Source organism: Hyphomicrobium sp., from assembly GCF_019753045.1.
Classification (GTDB): domain Bacteria; phylum Pseudomonadota; class Alphaproteobacteria; order Rhizobiales; family Hyphomicrobiaceae; genus Hyphomicrobium_B.
This window is the reverse complement of record NZ_JAIELN010000012.1, coordinates 129,445-155,465: the sequence shown is the minus strand read 5'-3', so window position 1 is coordinate 155,465 and position 26,021 is coordinate 129,445. Positions and strand designations below refer to the sequence as shown.

23 protein-coding genes are annotated in these 26,021 nt (G+C 61.3%); 14 read left to right on the top strand and 9 right to left on the bottom strand.

The genetic code is table 11. The features are described 5' to 3' along the window. Window positions 1–27 precede the first annotated feature (27 nt). Window positions 28–570: a PRC-barrel domain-containing protein gene (locus K2Q04_RS14820; protein ID WP_291165310.1), complete on the bottom strand. Its 543-nt coding sequence runs from the start codon at window positions 568–570 to the stop codon at window positions 28–30. Between the two features lie 247 nt (window positions 571–817). Here K2Q04_RS14820 and K2Q04_RS14815 point away from each other — a divergent pair, with 247 nt between their 5' ends. Then, window positions 818–1,666 (top strand): fumarylacetoacetate hydrolase family protein, encoded by an 849-nt coding sequence (locus K2Q04_RS14815; protein WP_291165308.1) that lies wholly within the window; start codon window positions 818–820, stop codon window positions 1,664–1,666. A 2-nt stretch (window positions 1,667–1,668) separates the two neighbouring features. Here the strand turns inward: K2Q04_RS14815 and K2Q04_RS14810 are convergent, their stop codons facing one another. Beyond that, window positions 1,669–5,016: a hypothetical protein gene (locus K2Q04_RS14810; protein ID WP_291165305.1), complete on the bottom strand. Its 3,348-nt coding sequence runs from the start codon at window positions 5,014–5,016 to the stop codon at window positions 1,669–1,671. Window positions 5,017–5,312: 296 nt separating this feature from the next. On the opposite strand from K2Q04_RS14810, the gene K2Q04_RS14805 reads away from it, so the two are divergent. From K2Q04_RS14805 to K2Q04_RS14780, 6 genes are all read left to right on the top strand, one after another. Continuing rightward, window positions 5,313–5,804 (top strand): Fur family transcriptional regulator, encoded by a 492-nt coding sequence (locus K2Q04_RS14805; protein ID WP_291165303.1) that lies wholly within the window; start codon window positions 5,313–5,315, stop codon window positions 5,802–5,804. Window positions 5,805–5,864: 60 nt separating this feature from the next. Then, window positions 5,865–6,767: a metal ABC transporter ATP-binding protein gene (locus tag K2Q04_RS14800; RefSeq protein ID WP_291165300.1), complete on the top strand. Its 903-nt coding sequence runs from the start codon at window positions 5,865–5,867 to the stop codon at window positions 6,765–6,767. After that, a complete protein-coding gene (locus tag K2Q04_RS14795) occupies window positions 6,768–7,571 on the top strand; it encodes a metal ABC transporter permease (RefSeq protein ID WP_291165297.1) in 804 nt (267 codons plus the stop codon). 36 nt (window positions 7,572–7,607) lie between these two features. Continuing rightward, window positions 7,608–8,873 (top strand): flavodoxin-dependent (E)-4-hydroxy-3-methylbut-2-enyl-diphosphate synthase, encoded by a 1,266-nt coding sequence (ispG, locus tag K2Q04_RS14790; RefSeq protein ID WP_291165294.1) that lies wholly within the window; start codon window positions 7,608–7,610, stop codon window positions 8,871–8,873. Between the two features lie 233 nt (window positions 8,874–9,106). Next, a complete protein-coding gene (locus K2Q04_RS14785; protein ID WP_291165291.1) occupies window positions 9,107–10,471 on the top strand; it encodes an NAD(P)-binding domain-containing protein in 1,365 nt (454 codons plus the stop codon). A gap of 118 nt (window positions 10,472–10,589) precedes the next feature. Then, window positions 10,590–11,237, top strand: coding sequence for a porin family protein (locus tag K2Q04_RS14780; protein ID WP_291165288.1), 648 nt, complete (start codon window positions 10,590–10,592; stop codon window positions 11,235–11,237). 25 nt (window positions 11,238–11,262) lie between these two features. Here K2Q04_RS14780 and K2Q04_RS14775 read toward each other — a convergent pair whose 3' ends face one another. Beyond that, a complete protein-coding gene (locus K2Q04_RS14775; protein WP_291165285.1) occupies window positions 11,263–12,168 on the bottom strand; it encodes a farnesyl diphosphate synthase in 906 nt (301 codons plus the stop codon). Window positions 12,169–12,268: 100 nt separating this feature from the next. Between K2Q04_RS14775 and mtgA the strand changes: the two genes are divergently transcribed. The 4 genes from mtgA to K2Q04_RS14755 all read left to right on the top strand — a co-directional run bounded on the left by mtgA (window position 12,269) and on the right by K2Q04_RS14755 (window position 16,542). Beyond that, window positions 12,269–13,654 (top strand): monofunctional biosynthetic peptidoglycan transglycosylase, encoded by a 1,386-nt coding sequence (mtgA, locus tag K2Q04_RS14770; protein ID WP_291165282.1) that lies wholly within the window; start codon window positions 12,269–12,271, stop codon window positions 13,652–13,654. A gap of 182 nt (window positions 13,655–13,836) precedes the next feature. Next, entirely contained in the window at window positions 13,837–14,022 is a 186-nt protein-coding gene (gene rpmF, locus K2Q04_RS14765) for a 50S ribosomal protein L32 (protein WP_092868335.1), read from the top strand. A gap of 167 nt (window positions 14,023–14,189) precedes the next feature. Continuing rightward, entirely contained in the window at window positions 14,190–14,594 is a 405-nt protein-coding gene (locus K2Q04_RS14760) for a hypothetical protein (protein WP_291165278.1), read from the top strand. A 175-nt stretch (window positions 14,595–14,769) separates the two neighbouring features. Continuing rightward, a complete protein-coding gene (locus tag K2Q04_RS14755; RefSeq protein WP_291165275.1) occupies window positions 14,770–16,542 on the top strand; it encodes a bifunctional diguanylate cyclase/phosphodiesterase in 1,773 nt (590 codons plus the stop codon). A 67-nt stretch (window positions 16,543–16,609) separates the two neighbouring features. On the opposite strand, the gene phaR is transcribed toward K2Q04_RS14755, so the two are convergent. Continuing rightward, window positions 16,610–17,263: a polyhydroxyalkanoate synthesis repressor PhaR gene (gene phaR, locus K2Q04_RS14750; protein ID WP_291165272.1), complete on the bottom strand. Its 654-nt coding sequence runs from the start codon at window positions 17,261–17,263 to the stop codon at window positions 16,610–16,612. Between the two features lie 277 nt (window positions 17,264–17,540). On the opposite strand from phaR, the gene K2Q04_RS14745 reads away from it, so the two are divergent. Beyond that, the gene (locus tag K2Q04_RS14745; RefSeq protein ID WP_291165269.1) at window positions 17,541–18,731 is read left to right on the top strand and encodes an acetyl-CoA C-acetyltransferase; all 1,191 of its coding nucleotides are present in this window, start codon (window positions 17,541–17,543) and stop codon (window positions 18,729–18,731) included. A 95-nt stretch (window positions 18,732–18,826) separates the two neighbouring features. Next, complete coding sequence (phbB, locus tag K2Q04_RS14740; protein WP_291165266.1) at window positions 18,827–19,552, top strand: acetoacetyl-CoA reductase; 726 nt, start codon at window positions 18,827–18,829, stop codon at window positions 19,550–19,552. Between the two features lie 103 nt (window positions 19,553–19,655). Here phbB and K2Q04_RS14735 read toward each other — a convergent pair whose 3' ends face one another. From K2Q04_RS14735 to gloB, 3 genes are all read right to left on the bottom strand, one after another. Beyond that, window positions 19,656–21,689 carry an NYN domain-containing protein gene (locus K2Q04_RS14735; RefSeq protein WP_291165263.1) on the bottom strand — a complete coding sequence of 678 codons (2,034 nt, stop codon included), beginning with the start codon at window positions 21,687–21,689 and terminating at the stop codon, window positions 19,656–19,658. A gap of 208 nt (window positions 21,690–21,897) precedes the next feature. Further along, window positions 21,898–22,347, bottom strand: coding sequence for a cupin domain-containing protein (locus K2Q04_RS14730; protein WP_291165260.1), 450 nt, complete (start codon window positions 22,345–22,347; stop codon window positions 21,898–21,900). A 20-nt stretch (window positions 22,348–22,367) separates the two neighbouring features. Then, entirely contained in the window at window positions 22,368–23,138 is a 771-nt protein-coding gene (gloB, locus tag K2Q04_RS14725; RefSeq protein ID WP_291165257.1) for a hydroxyacylglutathione hydrolase, read from the bottom strand. Between the two features lie 157 nt (window positions 23,139–23,295). Here gloB and K2Q04_RS14720 point away from each other — a divergent pair, with 157 nt between their 5' ends. Next, complete coding sequence (locus K2Q04_RS14720; protein ID WP_291165254.1) at window positions 23,296–24,036, top strand: class I SAM-dependent methyltransferase; 741 nt, start codon at window positions 23,296–23,298, stop codon at window positions 24,034–24,036. Here the strand turns inward: K2Q04_RS14720 and metW are convergent. Further along, complete coding sequence (metW, locus tag K2Q04_RS14715; protein WP_291165251.1) at window positions 24,033–24,698, bottom strand: methionine biosynthesis protein MetW; 666 nt, start codon at window positions 24,696–24,698, stop codon at window positions 24,033–24,035. The genes K2Q04_RS14720 and metW overlap by 4 nt on opposite strands. Continuing rightward, on the bottom strand, window positions 24,695–25,897 hold the full coding sequence (locus tag K2Q04_RS14710) for a homoserine O-acetyltransferase (RefSeq protein WP_291165248.1): 1,203 nt from the start codon (window positions 25,895–25,897) through the stop codon (window positions 24,695–24,697). Before K2Q04_RS14710 ends, metW begins: the two co-directional genes overlap by 4 nt. Window positions 25,898–26,021 lie beyond the last annotated feature (124 nt).

Below are 26,021 nucleotides of genomic sequence, written 5' to 3'. Positions count from 1 at the left end.
CGGCTGCGGCGGACGAATGCGCCGCCGTCATTTGGTTGACGCCGGAGATTGCGGGGGAGGCGAAGGCGTGGTTAGCGGCGGCGGCGCGCCGGCAGACCCGACAATGACGATCGGTTCGCCGGGATGATATTCCGGCGTCACGCGCAACTCGTCGCGCCCCATCTCGAGGGTGATGCCTCCTGAGGAAAAGCGTAGTGTCGGCCAGGCAACGGCGATCTTGCGCGAGCCGACCCCTAGGAACCCCCCGAAATCGATCACCGCGGCGCGCACGTCGCCCGAATGTCCGACGATGATATCGGTAACTTGCCCGAGCTTTTCCCCAGTCGTGCTTTTCACATCCTTTCCAAGTAGGGTTTCAACCGTGCTGTCGTCGACCACGATTGCAGGCGTCCCGAGGGGTGACGGCGCGACCGGCGGAATTTTTTCTTCGGCCTTTGCAGGCGAAGGTGCTTCCGCTTTGGGAGCTGGCGCGGGGGCTGGTGGCGTGTCGGCGGCTGCCCGTCGTGGTCCGGTGCCCGCCGAGACTGCGATGGCCAGAAGAAGAAGACCCGCCGCAAACCTCTTTCGCATCGATCGATCCTCAGACCTGATATGGCGGGACTTCGCTTCTGCGCTGCTCGCTGGCATTCGCGAGAACACATGACAGCGCGGTTGTAACCAGCGGTGAGGGCGCAAGTTCCGGCAGCATTTCATCTTTGTGAGGGATGCCGCCGCCGGCCGACCCGGGCCATCATGGGGCGTGCGATTGGCAGCCCTGGCGTTTTCTGCTTAGAAGCTCGCCGACCCGCTCGACGGCGACCTCTGGAGATACCTGTAGATGAAACTCGTACGCTTTGGCGCCCCGGGCGCCGAGAAACCCGGCATCCTCGATAACGAAGGCGCCGTCCGCGATCTTTCAGGGATCATTCCGGATCTTTCGGGCGAGCACTTGGCGCCGGCAGCGCTGGCGCGGCTGCGGGGCCTCGATCTGACGTCGCTGCCGAAAGCACCAGAAGGCGCGCGTCTCGGACCCCCGGTGGCGGGCACGCACAACTTCATCGCGATCGGCCTCAACTACGCCGACCACGCCAAGGAGACGGGTCAGGAAATCCCCGCCGAGCCTATTCTCTTCAACAAGGCTTCGACCTCGATCTGCGGCCCCAATGACGACGTGATGTATCCGAGAAATTCCAGGCATCTCGACTGGGAATGCGAGATCGCCTTCGTCATCGGCGCGCGCGCGCGATATGTGGAGGCAAAGGACTGGGCGAACTACATCGCCGGCTACTGCATCTGCAATGACGTGTCGGAACGCGTCTTCCAAAGCAAGCGCGCGGGTCAGTGGGTGAAGGGCAAGTCGGCAGAGACGTTCGGACCTATCGGTCCATGGCTCGTCACTCCCGACGAAGTGCCCGATACCGATAACCTAGCCATGTCCTTGGACGTGAATGGCGTGCGCAAGCAAAACGGCTCGACATCGACGATGATCTTCAAGATCCCCGAGCTTCTCGCCTACGTGACGCAATTCATGGTTCTGGTCCCCGGCGACATCATCACGACGGGTACGCCCCCGGGCGTCGGCACTGCGCGCAACCCGAAGGAATTCCTGAAGGCGGGCGACGTGATGGAACTCAAGATCGAGGGCCTCGGCACGCAGCGTCAGAAGGTCGTTGAATTCAAGCTCTGACCTCAAGCATCGCCGTCTTCTTCAGGAGGAGGCTGACCCAACGGCCTCTTCATCAGGCTCCGGAAATCCGTTCCGGTCCGGAGGGCGAGCTTCTGGCGAATCTCGTCCCATGAGCGCGGATTGTCGAGGTCCAGCCGGCCCATGGCCTCATGAACGTTTTTGAGCTGATCCTTCAGGTCCTGCTCACCGAGGGCAAGGCCCTCGTCCGGCTGCGCGGCAGCTTCGAGATCGTCGATCAGAGTGCTGATGAGCCCGGTTTCCGGGAACAACAAATAAAGCGTCAGCTCGTCGCGCACGCGTCCGTCGACGCCATCGAGCAGCGATAGTTTTTGCGCGTCGCCGCCGGCTTCCCGGCGCAGGCGGGAATAAACTTCACTCAGAATGCGATCCTGTCCATTCTGAAATTCGCGCAGCAAGAAATCGAGGTTCTCATTCTTTTTGCTGTGTGCGTTGAGAGCTTTCCATGCTTCCAAAATCGCATCTCGCGACTGCGGAAGGTTCAAGCGCGTATCGACGATGTCGGATCGCAAATTCACCGCTTCAAGCAACTGTTCGCGGTAGTAGGCGATGAGCCGTTGACGCTCTTCCTGTGAAAGCGGCTGGACGCCGGGTAGCGCCTGCTGCTGCTCCCGCCGGCGCTCGATTTTCGGAACGCTTCCCGTAGGCAAAGGCAATTCCGGCTGCGCACTGCGAAGCACGCCGCCATCCAGCGCAGGACGTTCCAGCACGCCCTCGAATCGCGCCCGATCACGCCCGTAGCCGGTGCTCTCGGGAGCTGTTGCGCGGATCGTGAGAAGCGTCTCGTAGAGCGCCGGTCGAATGTAATAGAGATCGTCGGTGTCGCGGTCCGGCGCCACGGCTTTCGTGGCGGCGCCGGCATTGATCACACGACGCACGACACGCGTATCGTAATCGTTGTCGATCTCTTTCAGCGTCACGCGCGATGTGAAGCCTTCGGTCTCCCGGATCGGCTCCAGCGTGTTGAGTACGATTTCGGAATGCTCACGCGGATGTGGTGCAAGCGCGGCTGACACGAGCTGCTCGAGTTTAGCCCGGTCCTTGGCGCTGGAATCGGCTTTGAACTGCTTATCGCAGACCGACGAAAGATATTCGCGCAGTTCGCTCCGAACGCGGTAGCGCTCCGGATTTAGACTGACGTTTTCGACCGCGCCGATATCGGCGCCGGCCGTCAGCACCATGCGGATGCGATCGGCTTGCGATCGCTCCATGTTGCTCAAATCAGCAAGTGCCGAAAACCCGTCCTGGTTGGTGATGGGTTTGAGCGACGTCAGCGTCAGCCACGCTGTCTCATAAGGATGCGCTCCGAGCGCGGCATTGATTGTCGCCTCGAGCTGAGCGCCGGACCGCGCTCTGAAGCTCGGAATATCCGACAGCGGTGAGCGCACGGCATTGGCGCCGAACAGGCCCGACATGAAGATCAACCCGTCGAGGCCGATCGCAATGGCGAGCGCCAGATACGCGAGCCGGTTTCCGTCCTGGAACGCGTTGAGCGTCACGACGAAGCGGTGCGCCTTGTCATCGCGTGAAAGCTCGATGTGGTTGATCTTCGTCCGCAGCGCGTCCGTGTCCGAGCTTGGAAGCGCGCTATCGGCAAGGCAACCGCGCGCGAATGAGAAGAGATCGTCGGTCGATTTGTTGGCATTGAGTTTGTCGCCACCGGCGCAGGAATTCTCGAATACCTTCGTGCCTGCCTGCAGTGCGAACAGCGTTGCCGCCGCGTCAGCCGTCGACTTCGGATCGCAATCGACCGTCGAAACGAGCGCGCGGGTCTCAGGCGTCGCCTGCATGGCGCCGGTGATCTCGCCGCACATCCGCTGGATCTGGCCCAGATGCTCGACCGTCGGGTCGGCGCGGAATTCCGCCTTCGTCTGATCGAAGAGGGGAAGAATACGCGCAGGATCGGTTTTCGGGCCAGTGTCGGTCTGCGCGCTGCCCTCGGCAAGCTTGATGCGCTGCTCAGCGGTCTCCGCTTCGCCTTTGTACTTCGCGAGATCGCCGTCGAGCGTCGCGAGCTCGCGATCGACTGCCGAAAGCCGGGACTCGACGGCGGCCAGACGCTTCTGCGCGTCCTTCATCCGCTCCTGCGCGATCTGAGCGGCGGCCTGAAGCTGCGTCAGCTCGCCCATACGCTCACGATAAAGCGGCCCGCGGCCCGCCTTGCCGCTTCCTTCGACTCCCTTGTCCTCGGCAAGCGCCTCGACGCGCTTGGCGTCGACATCGCGCAGCTTGGCGTCGTACTCGGCCTTCTTGGCCGCGTAATCGGCTGCAAGCTCTGGCCGCTGCCCGGCAAGATTCGACTTCTCATCCGTCAGCGACGTCTTGCGATTGGCCAACCCTGCTTGGCCTGCCTGTGCCGACGATATCCGCTCCTGCTGCTCTTTCACCGAGCGCCGGTGCTCTTCGATCTGATCGTTGACGAAGCGCTCGATCACGCCCTGCGACTGGGCCGCGGCTTTTGCGACGTGTTCGAGCTGCTGCTCATAGCTCTTCCACGCATCCGTCGTGAAAAGCTCTTCCGCCAGGACCGCGCGACGGGCGGCGATGGCCTGCTCGATGTCGGTGATGATTCCGGCAACCTGGTTCTGCGCGCGAAGTTCGGCGGCGCGCACACGCTCCGACTGCGGGAAGATAGAGGTGAAGAAGCTGTCGAACGAGAAGAAGACGCTCGTCGCCATGCAGGCCAGGAACATCACCCAGAGCATCGAATTCCGGATGATGACGCGGATCACCTGCACGTAGGGCCGCACCAGATCGCTGGCCGCATAAAGCGCGAAAAGCGCGAAAAGGAGCAGTCCCGCAGCGAACATCAGGAACTTGTCGCTGGCGGCGGACCAGTTGATGTCTTCGACACCCGGATGTTTCGTGCCGCTCTGTCCCGACCATTGCAGGAAGAGAACGAACCCCGTGACGAAGAGGAGGAAGCCGATGAATGAGCCGATCCACGGCTGCGCCGCCGAGCTGACGAGCGAGGATTGGCCCGGGCGCGCCCGCGAGTTCATTCCCGTCGCAAAGCTTTCGCCGATCAGCCAGGCGACGATCAGCATGATGCCTTGAATGCCGAACGTCACCATGCCGGAGAGCAGGGGCTCGCCGGTGAAATTGTACATTCCTTCCCAGGTTCGCCAGCCCGCGGCGCCCGACAGGACGATGCCGGTCGTACCGAGCAGAGCGAGCCGCCAATTGGTGAAAACGGTGTCTTCGATGACGGCTCGGAGGCGCCTCGCAACCCGTGTGCGAAGCAGAAGGATGAGGCTGCACGTCAAGAAAACTGCGATGCCAATCGGCTGGGTGTGCTCCGCCAGCCTGTCGATCAGAAACTTGATGTCCATCCTGAGCCCGATTCCGGCCTTCCGTTTGTGGCGAATCGCCCGCTGCTTACCTTAATAAATGCGCGGCCCAGCTGGCCGATTGGCGGCAACATTAAGACGAAATGTGCTCATCGCATGAACTTCCCTTTAGAATTCGGGAGTTGGAGCGATAATCCAAATGGGGTCAAGTGCCTAGCCGCGCCGCACAAAAATCGCGCCGCCGCCTTGAACCGAATGGCGGGCAACCCCGACATGTTATATTGTCCAGTGGCCTGAGGGTTTCCAAAGCGCTTGTCTGGCCGGTTTAGAGGACTGTTATGGTGACAACGGCAGCCGACGACCAACGCGCTCGCGAGCGAGTAAAAACGTCGCTTGAGCAGGCAACCGCCATCTTCGCGGAAAAGAACATCAGGTTCACGGACCTGCGCCGCAAAGTGTTCGAGGAAATCGCCTCGACGCTCGCAAGCGTAGGCGCCTACGAGGTCCTGGATCGCCTGGCCAAAAAGGGCACGAGGCTCGCGCCGATTTCCGTCTACAGGGCCTTGGACGCGCTTCTTGAAGCGGGCGTCGTCCATCGGCTTGAAAGCAAGAATGCCTATTTCGCCTGCCGGCGCCTGCATCAGCCGAGAACCGGTCGTCGTCCGATGTTTCTCAGCTGCGAGAAATGCGGGATTGTGCAGGAAGTCGATGGTGACGATATCTTCCACGCCATCGATACCGCGGCCGAAAGCGCCAATTTCGAGCCTCGCGTGCGCTTTGTCGAAGTCTCCGGCACATGCCAGGAGTGCGCGGCGCGCCGCAAGGCATAGGCAATATCAGCAAGACCGCGACCCGAATTGTCGTCGAGCCTTCGCGCATGGAGAACATATTTGTCATCCCGTGATGCACCAGGAACGGGTACGCCGAACGGCAAAAGCGCAATTGACGCCGCGGCCGCGCCTTGCAGCTGCGGTCACAGCCATGGCCATCAGCAAACCGATGAGAAACGGGCTGCGGAGCCCGATCCCGGCGCGCTGATTTCCGCCCGCGGCGTCACGATGTGGCGCGGCAGCCGCGAGGTACTGTCCGACATCGACGTCGACGTCAGACGCGGCGAGATCGTCACGCTGATCGGGCCCAACGGCGCCGGGAAGACGACGCTCGTCCGAATTCTGCTCGGCATCGAGCACCCCGAACGCGGCCGCATCATAAAACCGGCATCGACGCGCATTGGCTACGTTCCGCAGCGCTTTGAAGTCGATTCGGCGATCCCGATGACGGTCGAGTCGTTCCTGGCGCTCGGTGAGCATACAACGCAGAAAGCCATCAAGGCGGCGCTGGAAGAAACCGGCGCGGCGAAGACGATCAATCAGCAGTTGTCGAAATTATCGGGCGGCGAAACCCAGCGGGTCTTGATTGCGCGCGCGCTGCTTCGTAAGCCAAACCTGCTTATTCTCGATGAGCCCGCGAGCGGCGTCGACTTCACCGGCGAGGCCGACCTCTACGATCTGATCGGCCGCCTGCGTGACAAGCATAACCTCGGTGTTCTTCTCGTGTCGCATGATCTTCACGTCGTCATGGCGCGCAGCGATCGCGTGATTTGCTTGAACGCGCATGTCTGTTGCTCGGGCAAGCCCGAGGACGTGTCGCAACACGCCGCCTACGCCCGCATCTTTGGACCGCAGGCCGCCTCCGTTCTCGGCGTCTACCGTCATCACCACGACCATCGGCACGATTTGACAGGCGAACCCAAGCCTCTCGCCGGCGCCTCACCGCCAGGGCGAGGCTCCTGAGTGTTTGATTGGCCCGAGCCGTTCGTCTGGCGCGCATTATTCGCAGCCGTCGGACTAGCAATCATCGCCGCGCCCCTCGGCTGCATCGTCGTATGGAGACGGATGTCCTACGTCGGCGAGACGCTCTCGCAGGCGGGCCTCCTGGGCGTCGCGCTGGGCCTCGCGGCCAACGTCGATCTGACGTTTTCGGTCATTCTCGCTGCCATCGCCGCGGCGGGCGTCCTGACGCTTCTCTCGCGCCAGAAAATGGTGCCGCTCGATTCAGCGCTAGGCCTGATGCACCACGCGACGCTGGCGCTGGGGATCGCGGCAATCGCATTGGTCAAAGGCCCGGCCATCGATCTGATGAGCTATCTCTTCGGCGACGTCTTCGCGGTGACTGCGACCGATCTCTATTGGATCTACGGCGGTGGCGCCGTCGTCGTCGCCATCACGCTCTATCTCTGGCAGCCTCTCGTGCGGCTTTCATTGCACGAAGATCTGGCGACCGCTGAAGGCATCAACCCCCGGCTGCCGCGAGCGGCGTTCGACCTCCTTCTGGCGGTGGTGATTGCGGTCGCGATGAAGATCGTCGGCATTTTGCTCGTTATGGCTTTTCTTGTGGTCCCGGCCGTTGCCGCGCGGCCACTATCCGAAACGCCCGAGCGGATGGCTGTGCTCGCTGGGGCGGTGGCGATTTTAGGCGTTATCCTCGGCCTTTGGCTGTCGCTTTCGAGCGATGCCCCGGGCGGCCCCAGCATCGTCATAGCGCTGTGCACAATCGCGTCCATATCGCTTCTGGCGGGAAGCCTCAGACGGCGCTAGAACTTCGCTCCACAGGGTTCCGGAAAGGCCTACACGATGTCGCACGGCGGCAGCATCACGATGAAAGCCCGGCATGAGACCGTTGCGGTCAGCGTCGGCGGTGTTCAGGTCGGCGGCGGTGCGCCGGTCGTCGTCCAATCGATGACCAACACCGATACGGCAGATGTCGCATCGACCGTGAAGCAGGTGGCAGACCTGGCGCGGGCAGGGTCCGAACTCGTCCGCATCACGGTCGATCGTGATGAGGCTGCCAAGGCCGTCCCCCACATTCGCGACCAGCTGCGCAAGCGCGGCGTCAACGTGCCTCTCATCGGCGATTTCCATTACATCGGCCACAAGCTTTTGGGCGATAACCCTGCCTGTGCCGAAGCGCTCGACAAGTACCGCATCAATCCCGGCAACGTCGGCTTCAAAGACAAGAAAGACCGTCAGTTCGGCGCCATCATCGAGACGGCGATGAAGCACGACAAACCCGTCCGCATCGGCGTCAACTGGGGCTCGCTCGATGCCGAGCTGCTGACGCATCTGATGGACGAGAACGCCAATTCGCCGGAGCCGAAATCGGCTCGCAGCGTCATGCACGAAGCTATGGTGCAATCGGCGCTCCTTTCTGCTGAACGCGCGGAGGAGATGGGACTCGGACGCGACAAGATCATCGTGTCGGGCAAGGTATCGTCGGTTCAGGATCTCCTTGCCGTCTACGCGATGCTTGCCGACCGCAGCCGTTACGCGCTCCACCTCGGCCTCACCGAAGCGGGCATGGGATCGAAAGGCATCGTCGCTTCGTCGGCGGCGCTTGGCATTCTCCTGCAGCAGGGCATCGGCGACACGATCCGCTATTCGCTGACGCCGGAACCCGGTGGCGACCGCGCGCAGGAAGTCCGCGCCGCGCAGGAACTGCTGCAGACGATGGGATTGCGATCGTTCGTGCCCGTCGTTGCCGCTTGCCCCGGCTGCGGCCGCACGACATCGACTGTTTTCCAGGAACTCGCCCGCGACATCCAGGATATGATCCGCGATCGCATGCCGGATTGGAAAACGCAGTATCCCGGCGTCGAGACGCTCAATTTCGCTGTGATGGGATGCATCGTGAACGGCCCTGGCGAAAGCAAGCACGCCGATGTCGGCATCTCGCTTCCGGGCACCGGCGAGTCCCCCGCGGCGCCGGTCTTTATAGACGGCAAAAAGGCGATGACGCTTCGCGGACCGAATATAGCGGGCGATTTCAAAGCGATCGTCGAAGATTACATTCAGCGCCGCTTCGGCGTTGCAGACATTGCCGGCGGCGCGGCGGCCGAATAGGCCCGCCCCGGTAACCAAGAAATGCGCGTTCTTTTCGTATAGTAGCGCGGGAGTGGTAGCTCCCGCCGGCGCTTTGCGACGATCCTGCGCTCGCCTTGCGCCCCCTTAATGATGTATCGAGGCCCGGTTAACACCTCTTCGACAAGTTACCACCTCTTCGAATGGACCCCCACGCTTCAAACGCAGTTTGCTAAGAACGTGTGCATCAGCATCGACGAAGGAATATTTGTAGAATGAGCGAAGGAATAAGCACGCTCGAGCGCCATCTTGTTATTGGCGCAGGACCTGTCGGTCTCGCGATGGCGTCGGCATTGAAGCGTCACGGTATTCCTTTCGACCTCGTCGATTCCGCTTCCGGTGTGGGTGGTAACTGGCTTCACGGCGTTTATCGGCACGCGCACATCGTCTCTTCCAAGAAGGCGACGGAATATACCGATTATCCGATGCCCGCGGATTACCCCGATTTCCCGTCAGCCGATCAGATGCTCGCCTATTTGACGGCCTTCGCCGCAGATCGCGGGCTCCTGACGTCGAGCGAATTCAACAAGAGCGTGACGCTCGCGGCGCCAGACAGTAGCGGCAACTGGAACGTCAAATTCGCCGATGGCGAGGAACGCAAATACAAAGGCGTAGTCGTCTGCAATGGCCATCATTGGGATAAGCGCTATCCGAAATTCCGCGGCAACTTCGCCGGCGAAATTCTGCACTCCAAAGATTACGTCGGTCCGGAGCAACTCCTGGACAAACGCGTCCTTGTTATTGGCGGCGGCAATTCCGGCGTCGACATGGCATGTGACGCCGGACGTTTCGGCCGCGACTGCGATATAAGCCTGCAAACCGGTTATTGGTATTTGCCGAAAACCTTTTTAGGTCGTCCGCTGACGGATATCCCGATTTGGGGACTGCCGATATTTCTTCAGCGCGCAATTCTGAAATCGATGGTCGCCGTCAGCATTGGTGATTATCGGCGCTACGGTCTTCAAAGGCCGAACCACAAGATCTTTGATCGCCACCCGGCATTCGGAACCGACCTTCTCAACGCGATCCGCCTCGGACGCGTCAACCCGAGGCCGGCGATCGATCGTGTGGACGGGAATACGGTGACGTTCGTCGATGGCACGACGGGTGAGTACGATCTGATCGTCGCCGCAACGGGTTTCAATACGTCGTTTCCATTCCTCCGCGATGGACTCGTGAAGGTGAAGGACGGCGTGGTGCAGGTCTACGGCGGCGCATTCCCGCCGGGCGTTCGCGGACTTTATATCGTCGGCTGGGCTCAGGCCCGAAATGGCTTCGGTCGCCTCATCACGCCGCTGGCGGATCTTTACGCGCGCATGATCACGCTGCAGGACGAACTTACGCTTCCTCTCGGAACTCTCATGGAGAGTTCTTTCACGCAGCGATTGCCGACGACGCACCTGGTCGATCCGGAAAAATCGCGTCGCGAGATTCGCCTCGCCCATTGGATCCTGCCGCTACTGAAATTGCGGGATCGCCGATTGGCGCGCAAACTCGGAAACAAGGGCTCAAATCCGGCAAACGCCGTCTTACGGCACGCGCATAAAGAGTCTGGAAATACTCAATTTAGATCAAATTAATCATGCATAGCAGTTTCCCGGTTTCCGCGCCCCGGTTGCCAAATTGGAAACCTATATCCCGTTAGGACGTTAACCAGCTCAAGAATGGCCGGACGGCCGAAGTCATACGGGGTTTAAAATGCAATCGTTTCCAGTCAAATCCGCGTTCGGCGGAGCTGTGTTCCTGCTGACCGCAAGCAGCGGCGGCGCCTGGGCAGCGGATCTTGGTCCCTACCAGCCTTATACGCCGCCGCCGGAAGCGCGCTACGAGGCGCCTTCGATCTGGCAGGGTGCCTATGTCGGCATCAACGGCGGCTATGGCTGGTCGAATTCGAACGTTACCAAGCCTGAAGGCGGCTACGGCGGCGCGCAGCTCGGATACAACTGGCAGCGCGGGCGTTTGGTGTTTGGTATCGAGGGCGATTTCCAGGGCGGCGACATCGGCGGCCAGACCACCACGGCGTTTGACGATAAGGTCCGCTCTGACATCAACTGGTTCTCGACCGTACGTGGCCGCGTCGGTATCGCAACCGGACCCTGGCTCCTTTACGGCACGGGCGGCGTCGCGTTCGCAGACGTCGACACGCGCGTTCGCTTTAGCGACGGCGATAAATGGAAGAGCTCCGGTACGCAGACCGGCTACGCAGTCGGCGGCGGTATCGAATGGGCCTTCGCTCAGAACTGGAGCGCCAAAGCCGAGTATCTCTACGTCGGCTTGGGCGATGATGCGCTGGGCGTAAACAACGACTTCCAGACCGTGCGCCTCGGTCTCAACTACAAGTTCTGAATGTGAATTAAAGCAGAGCTCCGCTCTAGCTTTCGCGACGGCCCATCAGTCGCGCAGCTTCAGCGAGGGGCTCTGCTTTGTCTCCGAATATCGCAAGGGCGTCGATGCCGGACGCGATGGAGCGGTCGAGATAGCGACGCGCCTCCGCAATTCCAAGCATCCCGATCAACGTCGCTTTGCCCGCGGCAGCGTCTTTGCCTGTCGCTTTGCCGACATCCGCGCTTGAGCCTTCCGCATCGAGCAGATCGTCGCTGATCTGGAAAGCGGCGCCGAGATGCTCGCCGTACGTTTTAAGAGCTGCGCGCTGTTCGAAGCTCGCGCCCCCGACGATTGCCCCCATTTCGCAGGCTGCCGTGATCAGCTTCCCGGTCTTGAGCGCCTGCAAGCGCATGATGTCGGTGATGGTCGGATCGGGTCGCGCGCCGAGTTTTCCGGCTTCGAGATCGAGAACCTGTCCGCCGACCATTCCGTTGGCGCCGGACGCCACAGCGAGAAGGTAGACGAGCTCCGCCCGCGCCTTCGGATCGCCGCGGCCCTTTGAGCCGGCGATCAGTTCGAACGCGAGAGCCTGAAGCGCGTCTCCCACCAGAATGGCCGTCCACTCGTCGTACGCTTTCCACACTGTCGGGCGGCCGCGGCGGAGTTCATCGTTATCCATCGCAGGAAGATCGTCGTGCACCAGCGAATAGCAGTGGATGCACTCGAGCGCGGCGGCCGCGGGAAGGGCGGCTTCTTTCTCAGCGCCGAACAGCGCTGCGCTGTGGAAAACGAGAAACGGCCGAAAACGCTTGCCGCCCCCTAGAACCGCGTGGCGAAGAGCCTCAGCCAGCCTCGGAGGCGTGCCAGCAGCCTCCTGCTCGGCAAGAACGGAGGCTAAAAAGGCTTCCACGAGTGTTGCTGAGTTGCCAAGCTGGACAAGAAACGGTGACACTGCCTTATGCTCTCCCCAGGGATCGTTCAGCCGCTTAACCAAGGCCATGGTTTGACGCTATGGCGAGGCGGTATCACACTATCAGCGATTGAATCAAAGCATGGATCGGCCGGACGGAACATCGGGCTCAACTGCCGCGCCCCTGGCGCCACTGGGCGACCATGACGTGCTGTCGCCGCCACGCCCCATTGCGGCCGCTGAAGTCGGCGCAGCACTCGCACGTTCGCTTGCTCTCGCCAACGCGCTGAGCGCCTCCACCGTCCCCGAGATGAGCGAATACCGCGCGACGCTCGAAACGTCGCTTCCAGATACGTCGCCCAATCGCTGGCAGCCGCCGCTACCGCTCCCTCCAAGGCCGCTTCCCGCGCGTGCTTTCTTCGAGACATCTCCGCGAGAAGTCATTCGGCCGGTGCTTCCATCTGAGCCTGCGATCGAACCGGAACAGTCCGCCCCTGAACCGCCAGCAGTATTGCCGCCGACCGACACGGGTGAAGCGACCGTGGCCGCGCCCGAAGATGTTTTTTCCGCAATAGATGCTGAAGTTTCGTCGCGCTCGTTCTCAAAAGCGGAAAACGGAAGCGCTGACCCCTTCGCGGTCGCACTCCCAGACGGCTCAGAGACAGCGAAAGAATTTCTCGGCCAAACGATCCCGCAGCGCATGCTGGAACCGCAGTTATGGGCGCCGCCCCCACCACCCGCTTTCGACGGTCTGACCGTTGATCGGTCCATGCGGCCAGATCTCGCGGAAGTCGAGAAGCAACCGCCGGTACCGCAGATCTCGGCCGGACGTGGCTCGCTCATCAAACGGGGCCTGAAGCTTTTATCGCTGATTGCTTTGGGATGGCTCGTGATTGTGCTGCTGCTGATGGTCACCTACCGCTTCATCAATCCACCGGCTTCGGCCTTGATGCTGCAGCAATGGCTCACCGGCCAATCCATTTCGCAAAAGTGGGTGGCGATAGAAGACATGTCGCCGAATATCGTCCGCGCCGTATTGTTGAGCGAGGACGGCCGCTTCTGTCAGCATTCCGGCATCGACTTCGAGGCATTGGAGGATGCTGTGGAGAGAGCGGGGGGAGGAGCCGCGGCGCGCGGCGCCAGCACGATCTCCATGCAGGTCGTCAAGAACATGTTCCTCTGGCCGTCGAAGAGTTATTTGCGCAAAGCGATCGAGCTGCCGCTCACCTACGTGATGGAACTCCTCTGGCCGAAGCATCGCGTCATGGAGGTTTACCTCAACATCGCCGAGTGGGGCCCGGGCATATTCGGAGTGGAGGCGGCCTCGGAATACCATTTCCGCAAATCGGCTAAAAACCTCTCCGAACGAGACGCAGCCCGCCTAGCGGTCGCCCTGCCTAACCCATTGACGCGCAACGCCGGAAAGCCGGGTCCAGGCCTCCAGCGCCTCGCCAACGCCATCCAGGTCCGGATGCGGCTGGCGCCCTCCAGCCAGCTCGCCTGCGTCCTGCCGAAAAGGCGCATTTAAAGGTTTCGCCAGGGGACTGGCATTTCCCGCATAACTTGCGTATAAGCCCCGCCCAAGGGACCGAGCGCCTGGAAACGGAGCCGCCGGTTTATCCAGCGATATAGGGTTAGGCTTTCCCGCCGCTCGTTCGGCGGCCCGTCCGCTTTGGCGGCGGCACGGTTATTACATTTGGAGCAAGACTGATGGCAGTTCCGCGCAAAAAGACGTCCCCCATGAAGCGGGGCCAGCGTCGTTCTCATGACGCTCTCACGGCACCGGCCTACGTCGAGGACAAGGACAGCGGCGAGCGCCGTCGTCCCCACCACATCGACCTGAAGTCGGGCAAGTACCGTGGCCGGCAGATCCTGCCGCCGGCACTTGAAGAATAAGCGTCTTCGCCGATCCATTGAAAATTCAAGGCGCCGTTGTTTTCGCAGCGGCGCCTATTGCCTTTTGCCGGCCACCGTTGCTTGGCAAAACACGGCCGCCGTGCCAAAAAGCGCGTGCTCGCCCAAGGCGACGCCCAGGGGGATAATCGAAATGTCAGGAGAGCTTCATGTCCGTTAGAGCCATTCCGCTCTTGGTTCTCGCATTCATTCTTTACAATGCGATCGTCCTGACGATGGGGCCAGAGGCTCTGAAAAGCGATATTTTCACAGTCCATCTCCTGAGCGGCGGCGACTGGTCATTCAACTGGGGTGACTTCATTTTGCTCATCACCCTGATCCTGCTCTTCATAGAGATCGTGAAATCGACTTTCACGACGACCTCGACGTTGATCGATCACGCTCTTTCGATGGTCGTCTTCACCGCAGTCGGAGCCGAGTTCTTGATGGTTCCGCAGGCCGCGACGTCGGTCTTCTTCTTGATCCTCATCGCTGCGCTCATCGACGTTATCGGTGGCTACACGATCGGCATCCGCGTCGCCCGCCGCGACTTGAACATCGGCGCCGATCAATAAGTTTTCACCGTTCAAAATTGGGACTTCGGGAGCACGGCTTTCGGAGTCCGTTAAACTTACCGAAGCTGCGCGATTTTGGTGCTTGTTAAGGCGGCCGAATTCGTTTTCCCTTGAATTCAAGCATCTGCCATTCCCGCCATTCCAAGGGTGCTGCAAGACAGCTCGAGGGTGAAACGTGGTTCCTGCGCATGACGCTGATGGTCGGCCTCAGGCCGCGGTGCCTGAGGAGAACCCGAAATCTCCAGATACCGAAAAACATGATCCCCTAACCGAGAACGAAGGCCTCGACCTCGTTGGCATTCTGTCGTCCGTTGAGGAAACCGCTTACGTTTGGGACCTTCGAACAGGCCGCCTCGACTGGGAAAGCAATGCTACCGAAATTCTCGACGTCAGCGATCTGAGCAAGATCTCGACGGGCGCCGCATATCATGCGTTGATCGCGCCGGAGCATTTGAACGTCCGTCTCGAAGTCTTTTCGCGCAGCGTCGGAGCCGACCCCGAACGAGGTGTTCCGTATCGCATTCAATATCGTCTGCGGCCCGGTGGCCTGCGGAGCGGCAAGGAAGTGCGCCTCGAAGACCAGGGGCGGTGGTGGCCGGGACCGGATGGACATCCTCAGCGGGCGCGCGGTGTCGTTCGCATCGTTGATGATCACTATCTCGAGCAGCAGAGACGGCTGGTACGGAACGATCTCGACGAGCTGACGGGCCAGCTCAACCGCATGCGCCTGACGGAGGCCCTCGGCACCGTGCTCTCGCGCACCGAACGGGAACAACGATCCTGCGCCTTCCTCATGATCTCCGTGAACAACTTGGCGGTCATCAACGAAACGTTCGGCCTCGAGGTCGGCGACGAGGTGATCGCTGAAGTCGGCCGGCGAATTCGCGCCAAGCTGCGTGGCGGCGACGTCATCGGACGCTACTCGGCCAATAAATTTGGTATCGTCTTGATGAACTGCGGCGCCGGTGCCGTGCACACCGCAGCCGAGCGCTTCATCAACGCCGTGCGAGACACGACGATCAAGACGTCTGCCGCTCAGTTGTCCGCAACCGTCTCACTCGGCGGCGTCATCATTCCCGATCAGGCGAACTCCGTGCATGACGCGGTGAACTTCGCCTTGCGGACATTGGACATCGCCAAATCGAAGCGCTTCGATTGCTTTGTCCTCTACGAGCCGTCACCCTCCGGAGAAGGCGCACGTCTGCGCAACAAAACGATCGCGGAAAGCGTCGTCAACGCCCTCGATGAAAATCGCATGCGGCTCGTGCTGCAGCCTATGGTCTCGACAAAAACCGGCAAGCCCGAGGTGTACGAGGCTTTGCTGCGAATGGTGCGTCACGACGGAAGCGTTGTTGCGGCTGGCGAATTCGTGCCGATCGCCGAGCAGCTTGGCCTTTCTCGCCTGATCGATCGCAGAACTCTCGAGCTGACAGTCGAACTGCTGAAGCAGCACCGGGAGTTGATTTTATCCGTCAATGTCTCAGGCCTCACGTGCTCGGACAAAGAATGGCTGACGACGCTGCGCCGGGTGACGGCGGGCCATCCCGACGTGCTCCGCCGCATGATCGTCGAGATTACGGAAACCGTCGCGCTTCACGAACTCGATCAGTCCGTCAATTTCGTAAACACACTGAAAGAGCTCGGCTGCCGCGTCGCGATCGACGACTTTGGCGCGGGCTACACGTCATTTAAAAATCTGAAACTGCTCAACGTCGACATGGTGAAAATCGACGGCGCGTTCGTGAAAAACGTCGCCAACGACGCGAGCGATCAGATCTTCGTAAAGACCATGATCGAACTCGCGAAGACGTTCGGTATGGAAACGGTCGCCGAATGGGTCGGCGATGAGCGTTCCGCCAAATATCTGACGGATGCAGGCGTCACGTACATGCAAGGCTACTATTACGGCATGCCCTTCGACAGCTCCGACTACGTCAAAGCTGCCTGACGCGCTAATACGTTCGCAGTGACGCGTCTGCGTCGACGCGCCGTTTCTGTGAGTTTGCCGGTCTGGATCAGGGCCGCGATTGCGACAGCTTCTCGATCTTCTGCTGCATCGCTGAGAGCTGCGACTTGAGTTCGCTCAGCTCGTCGCGATCACCGGATTGTTCCGGCACAGGCGCGGTAGCTGCGCCCGGGGCTTGGGCTTGGCCCTCTCCGGGCTTGCCGCCCTTGCCAGGCGTTCCGAACGAAGCCCACATCGACATGGCCTGCTCGAACATCGCCATGTTCTGTCTGGCTTGCTGCTGATAAAAATCGAACGCAGCCGCAGGGTTTGAGAACGCCGAAGCGAACTGCTCGCGAAAACGAACCTGTTCCTTCGCCAAGTGCTCGAGACTGAATTGCAGATAGCTCGGCACCATGCGGGCGATGCTGTCGTCGTAGAAACGAATGAGCTGCCGAAGGAACGGAATTGGCAGAAGCGCCTGCCCGCCTTCACGGCTTTCCTGCTCAACTATGATCTGCGTCAGAACTGCGTGAGTGAGATCGTCGCCGTTCTTCGCGTCGTAAACGACGAAATCGCGGTCGCCACGCACCATCTTCGCCAGATCTTCCAGCGTTACGTACGTGCTTGTCTCGGTATTATAAAGTCGCCGGTTGGCGTACTTTTTAATAACGACAGCTTCGCGTTTCGGGGCTTGCGTCTGAGGATCAGGATTGGTCAACATCGCGTTCGTGTTCTCTACTAACGGCGGCTTAGAGTAGGTTGCTGCACTGCGGCAGCGTACCACACCCTGGGGCCCCACCGCCAGACGTTTCTGTCACTCTTTTGGGCGGGTAGAAACCAACGCCGATGGGCAGTCTAGGCAAGAGGTCGCAATTGCTGAAAGTAACCACGCGCTGCAAAGTGCCTTTGTCTGCTGATTGAAGCCGTAATAAGTGGCGCGACGGCAGGGCGTTCTATAAATCTTCATGCAAAACTTCGTGCCCAGGGAGGGGCCGCCAATGAGCCAGGACGCTTCGACAATCGTTATTGCGAGTGCAGCACGCACACCCGTCGGTTCCTTCAACGGCGCCTTGGCATCGCTGCCCGCTTCGAAGCTGGGTGAAATCGCCATCAAGGCCGCACTTCAGCGGGCAAACGTTCCCGCAGGCGACGTATCGGAAGTTATTCTCGGACAGGTTCTGACAGCTGCGCAAGGCCAGGGCCCAGCCCGCCAGGCATCCGTCGGCGCCGGTGTTCCGGTCGATGCGCCCGCCTGGAGCGTCAACCAGATCTGCGGTTCCGGCCTTCGCGCCGTTGCACTCGGAATGCAGCAAATTCAGACGGGCGCCGCATCCATCGTCGTTGCCGGCGGCCAGGAAAGCATGAGCCAATCGAACCACGCGGCGCACATGCGCGACGGCACGAAGATGGGCGACGTCAAGTTCACGGACACGATGGTGAAGGACGGCCTCTGGGACGCCTTCAACAATTACCACATGGGCACGACGGCCGAGAACGTCGCCCGCCAGTGGCAGATCACGCGTGAAGAGCAGGACAAGTTCGCTGCCGCTTCGCAGAACAAGGCCGAAGCCGCAAGGAAGGCCGGAAAGTTCAAGGACGAGATCACGCCCGTCACCATCAAGGGCAAGAAGGGCGACACCGTCGTCGAGCAGGACGAATACATTAAGGAAGGCGTTACTGTCGAAAGCATCGCCAAGCTGCGTCCGGCCTTCGATCCGAAAGAGGGCACGGTTACGGCTGCGAACGCGTCCGGCATCAACGATGGCGCCGCCGTCGTCGTGCTGATGACCGCGGAAGAAGCCAAGAAGCGTGGCATCACTCCTCTCGCGCGCATCGTCTCGTGGGCGACCACGGGCGTCGATCCCTCGATCATGGGTACCGGTCCGATCTCGGCATCTAAGAAGGCGCTCGAGAGAGCCGGCTGGACGATCAACGATCTCGATCTGATCGAAGCCAACGAAGCTTTCGCAGCTCAGGCGCTCGCAGTGAACAAGGGTCTCGGCTGGGATGTTGACAAGGTCAACGTCAACGGCGGCGCAATCGCGATCGGCCACCCGATCGGCGCATCCGGCGCGCGTATCCTGAATACGCTCCTTTTCGAAATGCAGCGCCGCGACGCCAAGAAGGGCCTCGCGACATTGTGCATTGGTGGCGGCATGGGCGTCGCCATGTGCGTCGCGCGAGACTAAATACCCTCAATTTCTAACGCAGCCGTTCCGAGTTGGACGGCTGCGTCTCTATATCCATCCAAAAGCCGCAACAAAAAAATTCAGGAGAGAATGATATGGCACGGGTTGCCCTCGTCACGGGAGGCACGCGCGGCATTGGCCACGCAATTTCGATCGCACTTAAGAGCAACGGCTACCGTGTTGCTGCCAGCTACGCCGGCAACGACGCCGCAGCGCAGGCATTCCAGGTCGAGACGGGAATCCCCGTCTACAAGTTCGACGTCGGCAACTACGATGCGACCGAGAAGGCAGTCGCCCAGATCTCCAAGGAAGTTGGCCCCATCGATGTGCTGGTGAACAACGCCGGCATCACGCGCGACGTCATGTTCCATAAGATGACGAAGCAGCAGTGGGATGAAGTGATCGGAACGAACCTCAACGGCTTGTTCAACGTCACCCGACAGGTTTGGGAAGGTATGCGCGCTCGCAAGTTCGGACGCGTCATCAACATCTCTTCCATCAACGGCCAAAAAGGCCAGATGGGCCAAGTGAACTACTCGGCATCGAAAGCAGGCGACATCGGTTTCACGAAGGCGCTCGCACAGGAAGGCGCCCGCGCTGGTATCACGGTCAACGTCATCTGCCCGGGCTACATCGCGACGGAAATGGTCAAGGCCGTTCCCCAGGACGTTCTCGAGAAGAGCATCCTTCCGCAGATCCCGGTCGGCCGCCTCGGCGAACCGAACGAGATCGCCCGCGCCGTCGTGTTTCTCGCTTCCGACGACTCGGGCTTCATCACCGGTTCGACGCTTACCGCCAACGGCGGACAGTACCTCGCGTAGGTCCAGCCCGCGAGATCGCCACAACAAATTGCGCAATTGAAAAAGGCTCTGCCGGAAATCTCCGGCAGAGCCTTTTACGTTTGACGACGATGAAGCGACGGGCTCAGCCGCGGAAGCGCGATCTCACGATGCGCGGAAACTCGTCCTCGCTCTCGCTTTGGTTCTGCGCGTAGGCATTCGCCGTCCGCTGCTCGGCTTCCCGGTGCTGCTCAGCCATGTGCTGGCGTCCCTCTTCGATGCTCCACCAGCGCTCGCCTGCGGGCGGGGCGACCGCCGGCATGGACGCCTGAGGCTGCTGCTGAGTCGGAGGCGTGCCAGGCGCTGGGCGGGCGTTGTACGCCGACGGCTGCTGCTGATGCTGCTGGCGTGCCTGCTGCTGGGGCGCCGAGAACCACGCTTCGATCAGATCGAGCTCATCGGCCGACAGGCTGAGGCCCTGGCTCCGGCAGCGCGCAACGACGAAGTTGCGGAAGCGGCCGGCAAAAAGGCTCGCCGACGTTCCCTGCTCGAACCACGGATCGCTCTCGCTCACCACGTCGTAGATGAAACGAAGATCGTCGCGCTTGATGTCGAGGCCGAACTCCCGAGCGCGCTGGGTGATGTTGACGAGCGTTTGCGCGCCCTGCAGCCCGTTCGAGGTGATCTCTTGCGACATCACATCGAATAGAACGCGATATTCGGCCGGAGCCAACGCCGGTGCCTGGCAGGCATCGTGGATCCGCGCGATCGACTGCTGGATCTGCGTCGCCTGATCGGCGCCCCGGGGCGCGGCAGCCATGGCCGTCCCGCTCATGGGAGCACTCATGGGAGGAGGGGGCGTCTGCTGGCCCTGCGGCCGTGCCAGTTCCCGGCGCGGTTCGGGCTGATAGCTCGTCTGCGGCGGCGGAGCCACGGGTTGCCGTCGCGGCTGCAATGCCGCTGCCCCCGAAGACTGAGCGCTGACAGACTGCGTAAGCGCCTGTGGAGCCGCAGGGGTGGCGGCCGTCAGTTCCGGCATGCGCGACGTCGGCATCGGCGGCGCCGGAGGCGCGGCCGGTGTCACCCGGTCGATGTAGCGCGATTGCGGGACCGATGGCTGATAGGTGCTCTGAGGAATTGCAGGGGACGCGGCCGGTTGAGTGACCCGGGCCTGAGCGGTCAAAGGAGCCGACAAAGCAGCCTGCTGCGGTTCGGCGCGAGCGGGCTCAGGCCGGCGCGGTTCAGCGACCGGTGGCGCCAGCTGCTGCGGAGCGATCAGCCCGGCCGCCGAGATGTGCCGGTTGCCGTCAAACACCGTGTAAGGCGCCGTGTCGCTCAAGTGGATGTCTTCCGGAAGATCCGCAAGCAGCAGATCCCGGAAAGATCCGTATCCGCCCCAATTCGTGCCGACCGTCTTATCGCGGCCGACGACGCGCACCGCGCGGTCCGCCAGCGTCTCAAGAGGAACGGCCTGAGGAGCGACGCGGACGAATTCCACGACCTCGGAGAGAATGGCCTTGCGCGCAGCCTCGACGTCGATCGCCGGAGGTGGTGCCGCAATCTCGCGCGGGCTTTCGCCCGAAATCGCCCGGTTGCCGCTCGTCAACAGCGTAATGAGGTTGGATTCGCGGATTTCGCCGTCGCTGATCGCCGTATAGGGCTGTGCAGTGTGGTCGTTCGCAAAAACGACCGTCCGCCGTGCGTGCGCGCGCAGCCGGTGAAGCAGCGGCGTGAAATCGGCATCGCCCGACAGAATGATGAATTCGTCGAAATACGTGTCGTGATTGAGGATATCGCGAACGTCCATCACAATGCGAATGTCGGCGGAATTCTTCAGCTGCGCCGTCAAGGGCGGGCAATCGATCACTTCGAAGCCCGAGCGCAGAAAATGGTGCCGAATGAACGGGAACGAGTTCATGTCCGTCGAATTGTCGTGTGCATTACGGCGAGGAACAGGATTGCCGTAGCACCGGTTCATCGCAATCCGGCGTTCGCCAGGCAATGAGTACGAGTTCGTGGACGTGATGAGTTCGCCGGACGCAATTCCTTGCAGCCACACAGCACTGTCTTTGGCGAAACGCTTCGCAGCGTCTTCGTTCTTACGTTTCAAAGATAGGTAGATGTTGTCGTAATCGACAAACACCGTAGATAGGACGGGTCCTGAGGACTCGCGTTTCATGGACTGCAACCCCCGTGAATCGGAACATGATTCGCCGTTCACTGTTGACGAGTCGAACGCCGCCTACAAGAAGCGCCACACCACTGTTGTCGGAAAGGGGCAATTAACCCGTGGATGGAAGGCCATCGCGCCACGCCGCCGAAAAACGCAGTTGGGGACGGCGTGTGGATTGTTTGCGAAAGGCTTTCTGCTGTTGCAGCTTCGCCGCTTAGTCGACGACCGGAGGCGCATCCGGCACGAAGTCCGGAGCGGTCAGCGTGAAGCCCTCGAACATGAACCCCGGCGCGACAGTGCAGCCAACCAGAGTCCATTTTCCGAGGCTGCGCGCCTGTTGCCAATGCCCGGAAGGAACGACGGCTTGCGGCCGCTCTCCTCCCGCGAGATCGGGGCCCAGCCGAATGCGTTGAACCGGACCGCCGGTTGGCGAAATCTCCAGAAGTATCGGGTCGCCCGCATAGAAGTGCCACGCTTCGGCCGCGTCCACCGCATGCCAGTGCGAGCGCTCTCCGGCCTTCAGAAGAAAGTAGATCGCAGTCGACGCTGCGCGCTCGCCCGGTTTCGCTGCATCCCGAAAGGTCTCGCGGAAATGCCCGCCCTCGGGGTGAGGAGAAAGCCCAAGCATCTCGATCACGTCGTCGCCGGAGAGATCGCCCTTCATGGTGGATCCTCCGCCGCTGATCAGGCCTTGTTCTTCAATTGCCGGAGGCGCGCGAACACTTCCCAATCCGGCGCGCCGAGCATCCCGAGGCGCGCCTGGATCGCGCGGGACTGCGGCCGCAGGAACGGGTTCGTCGCGCGTTCGACGTCGATCGTGGTCGGCAGCGTCGGCCGACCCGCCGCGCGCAAGCCTTCGACCTCGGCCACCCGCTTTTTCAGGGCATCGTTCTCGGGCTCGACGGACACCGCAAAACGGGCGTTGTTCAGCGTGTACTCATGACCGCAATAAATCTTTGTATCGCCCGGCAAAGCCGCGATCTTCGAAACGGACTCCCACATCATCTGCGGGTCGCCTTCGAAAACTTTTCCGCAGCCGAGCGAAAACAGCGTGTCACCCGTGAACGCCACGCCGTCGTCCGGGAAGTAATACGTGAGGTGCCCGAGTGTATGCCCGGGCGTTTCGAGAACCTCGATCGGGTGGCCCGCGAATTCGAGCTTGCTCCCGGCCTTGACCACACGCGTCAATCCGGCAATGCGGTCGACCTCCGTTTCCGGACCCGTCACGCTCGCGCCGTAGTGGGCCTTGAGCTCGTTGATGCCGCCCGTGTGATCGGTGTGGTGATGCGTGATGAAAAGATGGTTCAGCCGCCAGCTGCGTTCGGCGAGCGCCGCCTTGATCGCAGAAGCGCACGGCGCGTCGATGACTGCCGTTTCGCCCGTGTCCGGCTCGTGCAGAAGAACGCTGTAATTATCTGCCAGGCACGGCAGAAGAACGATATCGAGTGCTCCCATGGCCGGGACTTTGGTTGGACGCGTCGGCCGTGTCAAACGGAACGATACGACGCAGCGATAAGAGGGTTACCGCCAGCCAAGGCTGTCTCTGGCGGTCCGGATCGTTTAGAGACAATGCCGGTAGAATAGATTTTATCATGACTGGTAAGCGCGAACGATGCCTCTCGACGCAAAGACATTGAGAGATTTCTACAGAACCCCGCTCGGCCGGGTCGTTCGGCGCCAGCTCACGACCGCCATCCGCGAGCGGTGGGGCCGGGTTAGCGGACTGACGGTGGCAGGCGCCGGATTCGCGACACCGTTCCTCGGCACTTTCCGCACCGAAGCTCAGCGTCTCGCGTGCCTGATGCCGGCACGCCAGGGCGCGATCGTATGGCCGCACTCAGGGCATTGCCACTCGGTTCTCGTCACGGAAAACCAATGGCCGCTGCCTGACAACTCGGTCGATCGACTTCTGGTCGTCCACTGCCTGGAGCAGGCGGAACGGCCGGGCCCGTTGCTCCGCGAGGTATGGCGCGTCCTGAAGCCGGACGGCCGGGCGCTGTTCGTCGTGCCAAATCGCCGGGGGCTTTGGTCGCGCATGGACCGAACGCCATTCGGTCACGGACTGCCCTTCAGCCGCGGACAGCTCGAAACGCAGCTCATCGACGCGCTCTTCACGCCTGTCGACTGGGGTGAAGCGCTCTACTTTCCCCCGGTCAATCAGCGCCTGCTTCTGCGCATCGCGGGGCCCATCGAACGTTTCGGATCGAGCATGTCGATCGGCGTCGCCGGCGTCATACTGGTCGAGGCAAAGAAGGAAGTGATGGCGCCGGTTGGCAGTGGCAAGCGCGTCGCTCAACCCGCAATTCTGAAACCGGCCGATACGCGAAGCACGACCGGGATCCGCCGCTTCTAGCCACCGGCTGTGGGCCGCTTGGGGCCGCGCAGGAGAAACACGGCTTTTTCCCCGAACATGTTCTGCATCGACAACGACCACTTGATCGGCAGACGCGCGCCGTAGGCGTTGAACGCGACGGCCTGCTCGACGTCCGCATGAACGAGCTCACACAAGTCGGCGAAATCCCGAATCGTGCACAAATGCGCGTTGGGCGTCAGATACCACTCATCCGGCAGATTATCGTTGATCGGCATGCGGCCTGAGAAAAGCAGCTTCGTGCGCACCTGCCAGTGGCCGAAGTTCGGGAACGAGACGATGGCGCGCCGTCCGATCCTGAGCAAATTCTCGAGCACGTTTTTTGGCTGCCGCGTCGCCTGGATCGTCAGCGATAGAATGGCGTAGTCGAATGCCTGATCGGGGTAATTGTCGAGGTCCCGGTCGGCGTCGCCCTGGATGACGGAAAGGCCGTGCGCCACGCAGGCGTTGACCTTCTCACGCTGCAGTTCGACCCCGCGCCCGTCGACGCCCTTGCGCTCGGACAGAAGCTGCAAAAGCTCGCCGTCGCCGCATCCGACGTCGAGAACGCGCGAGCCCGCTTCCACCATCTCGGCGATGAGCAAATGGTCGACACGCGGGGCTTTCGGTTGCCCGGCGATTTTTCCGATATCGGGAGCGTTCATTTCCGCGCCTCCGGTGAGCCGAGCCCGCGCTTCATCGCGGCGGCATTGAGAAAGCCGCGGATCGTCGCGAAAAACGTCGGCTCTTCGAGAAGAAACGCATCGTGGCCCTTGTCGCTCTCGATCTCGACGAACGAAACGTTGGCGGCAACCGCGTTGAGCGCCTGTACGATTTCGCGGCTCTCGCGCGTCGGATAAAGCCAGTCGGAGGTAAACGACACCACGCAGAAGCGCGTCTTCGTCCCACGAAAGGCATTCGCGAGCACACCGCCGGCGCTTTCGCGCATGTCGAAGTAGTCGAGAGCACGCGTGATGTAGAGATAGCTGTTGGCATCGAAGCGATCGACGAACGTCGACCCCTGATGCCTCAAATAGCTTTCGACCTGGAACTCGGCGTTGAACGTGAACGACAACGACGACCGGTCCTGCAAGTTGCGGCCGAATTTCCGGTGCAGGGCTTCTTCCGAAAGGTACGTGATGTGTGCAGCCATGCGCGCGACGGCGAGGCCGTTCTTCGGCACCGTTCCGGCAGCATAATAGTTGCCGCCCGACCATTCGGGATCGGCCATGACGGCTTGCCGGCCGACTTCGTGAAATGCGATGTTCTGCGAGGAATGCCAGGCAGCCGTCGCGATCGGCACGGCCGCGAACACGCGATCCTTGTAGCGCGACGCCCACTCGAGAACCTGCATGCCGCCCATCGAGCCGCCGATCACCGCGAACAGCTGATCGATGCCGAGATAATCGATGAGGCGCGCCTGCGCTTCGACCATGTCGCCAACGGTGATGACCGGAAAGGTGAGGACATAGGGAGCGCCGGTCTTCGGATTGATCGAAGCCGGACCCGTCGATCCCATGCAGCCGCCCACGACGTTCGAGCAGATGACGAAGAAACGGTCCGTGTCGATAGGTTTGCCCGGACCGACCATATTATCCCACCACCCCGGCTTGCCGGTGATGGGGTGACGGCTCGCGACATACTGATCGGCGGTCAGCGCGTGACAGATCAGGATGGCATTGGACTTCGCCGCGTTGAGTTCGCCATAGGTCTCGTAAGCTATGGAAAAGGGAGCGAGATCCTGCTGGCAGGCAAGGTGCAGCGGCGCACCGGTGTCGAAATGCACGACCGGGCTCGTCGGCGTATCCACCTCGGGATGCCGCCGTGAAACCGAGGCAACAAGATTGGGCGATGCGCCAGTCATCGTATTTGTTCGATATCCCAAGGGCTAAGCGGTAGGGCGGGCTTGCTAGGCTTGCCGCAGACAAAGTCAACTTTAAACTTTGATTTCAAGTGATGATGCCCCTATCAATGCGCGCGAAATCGTC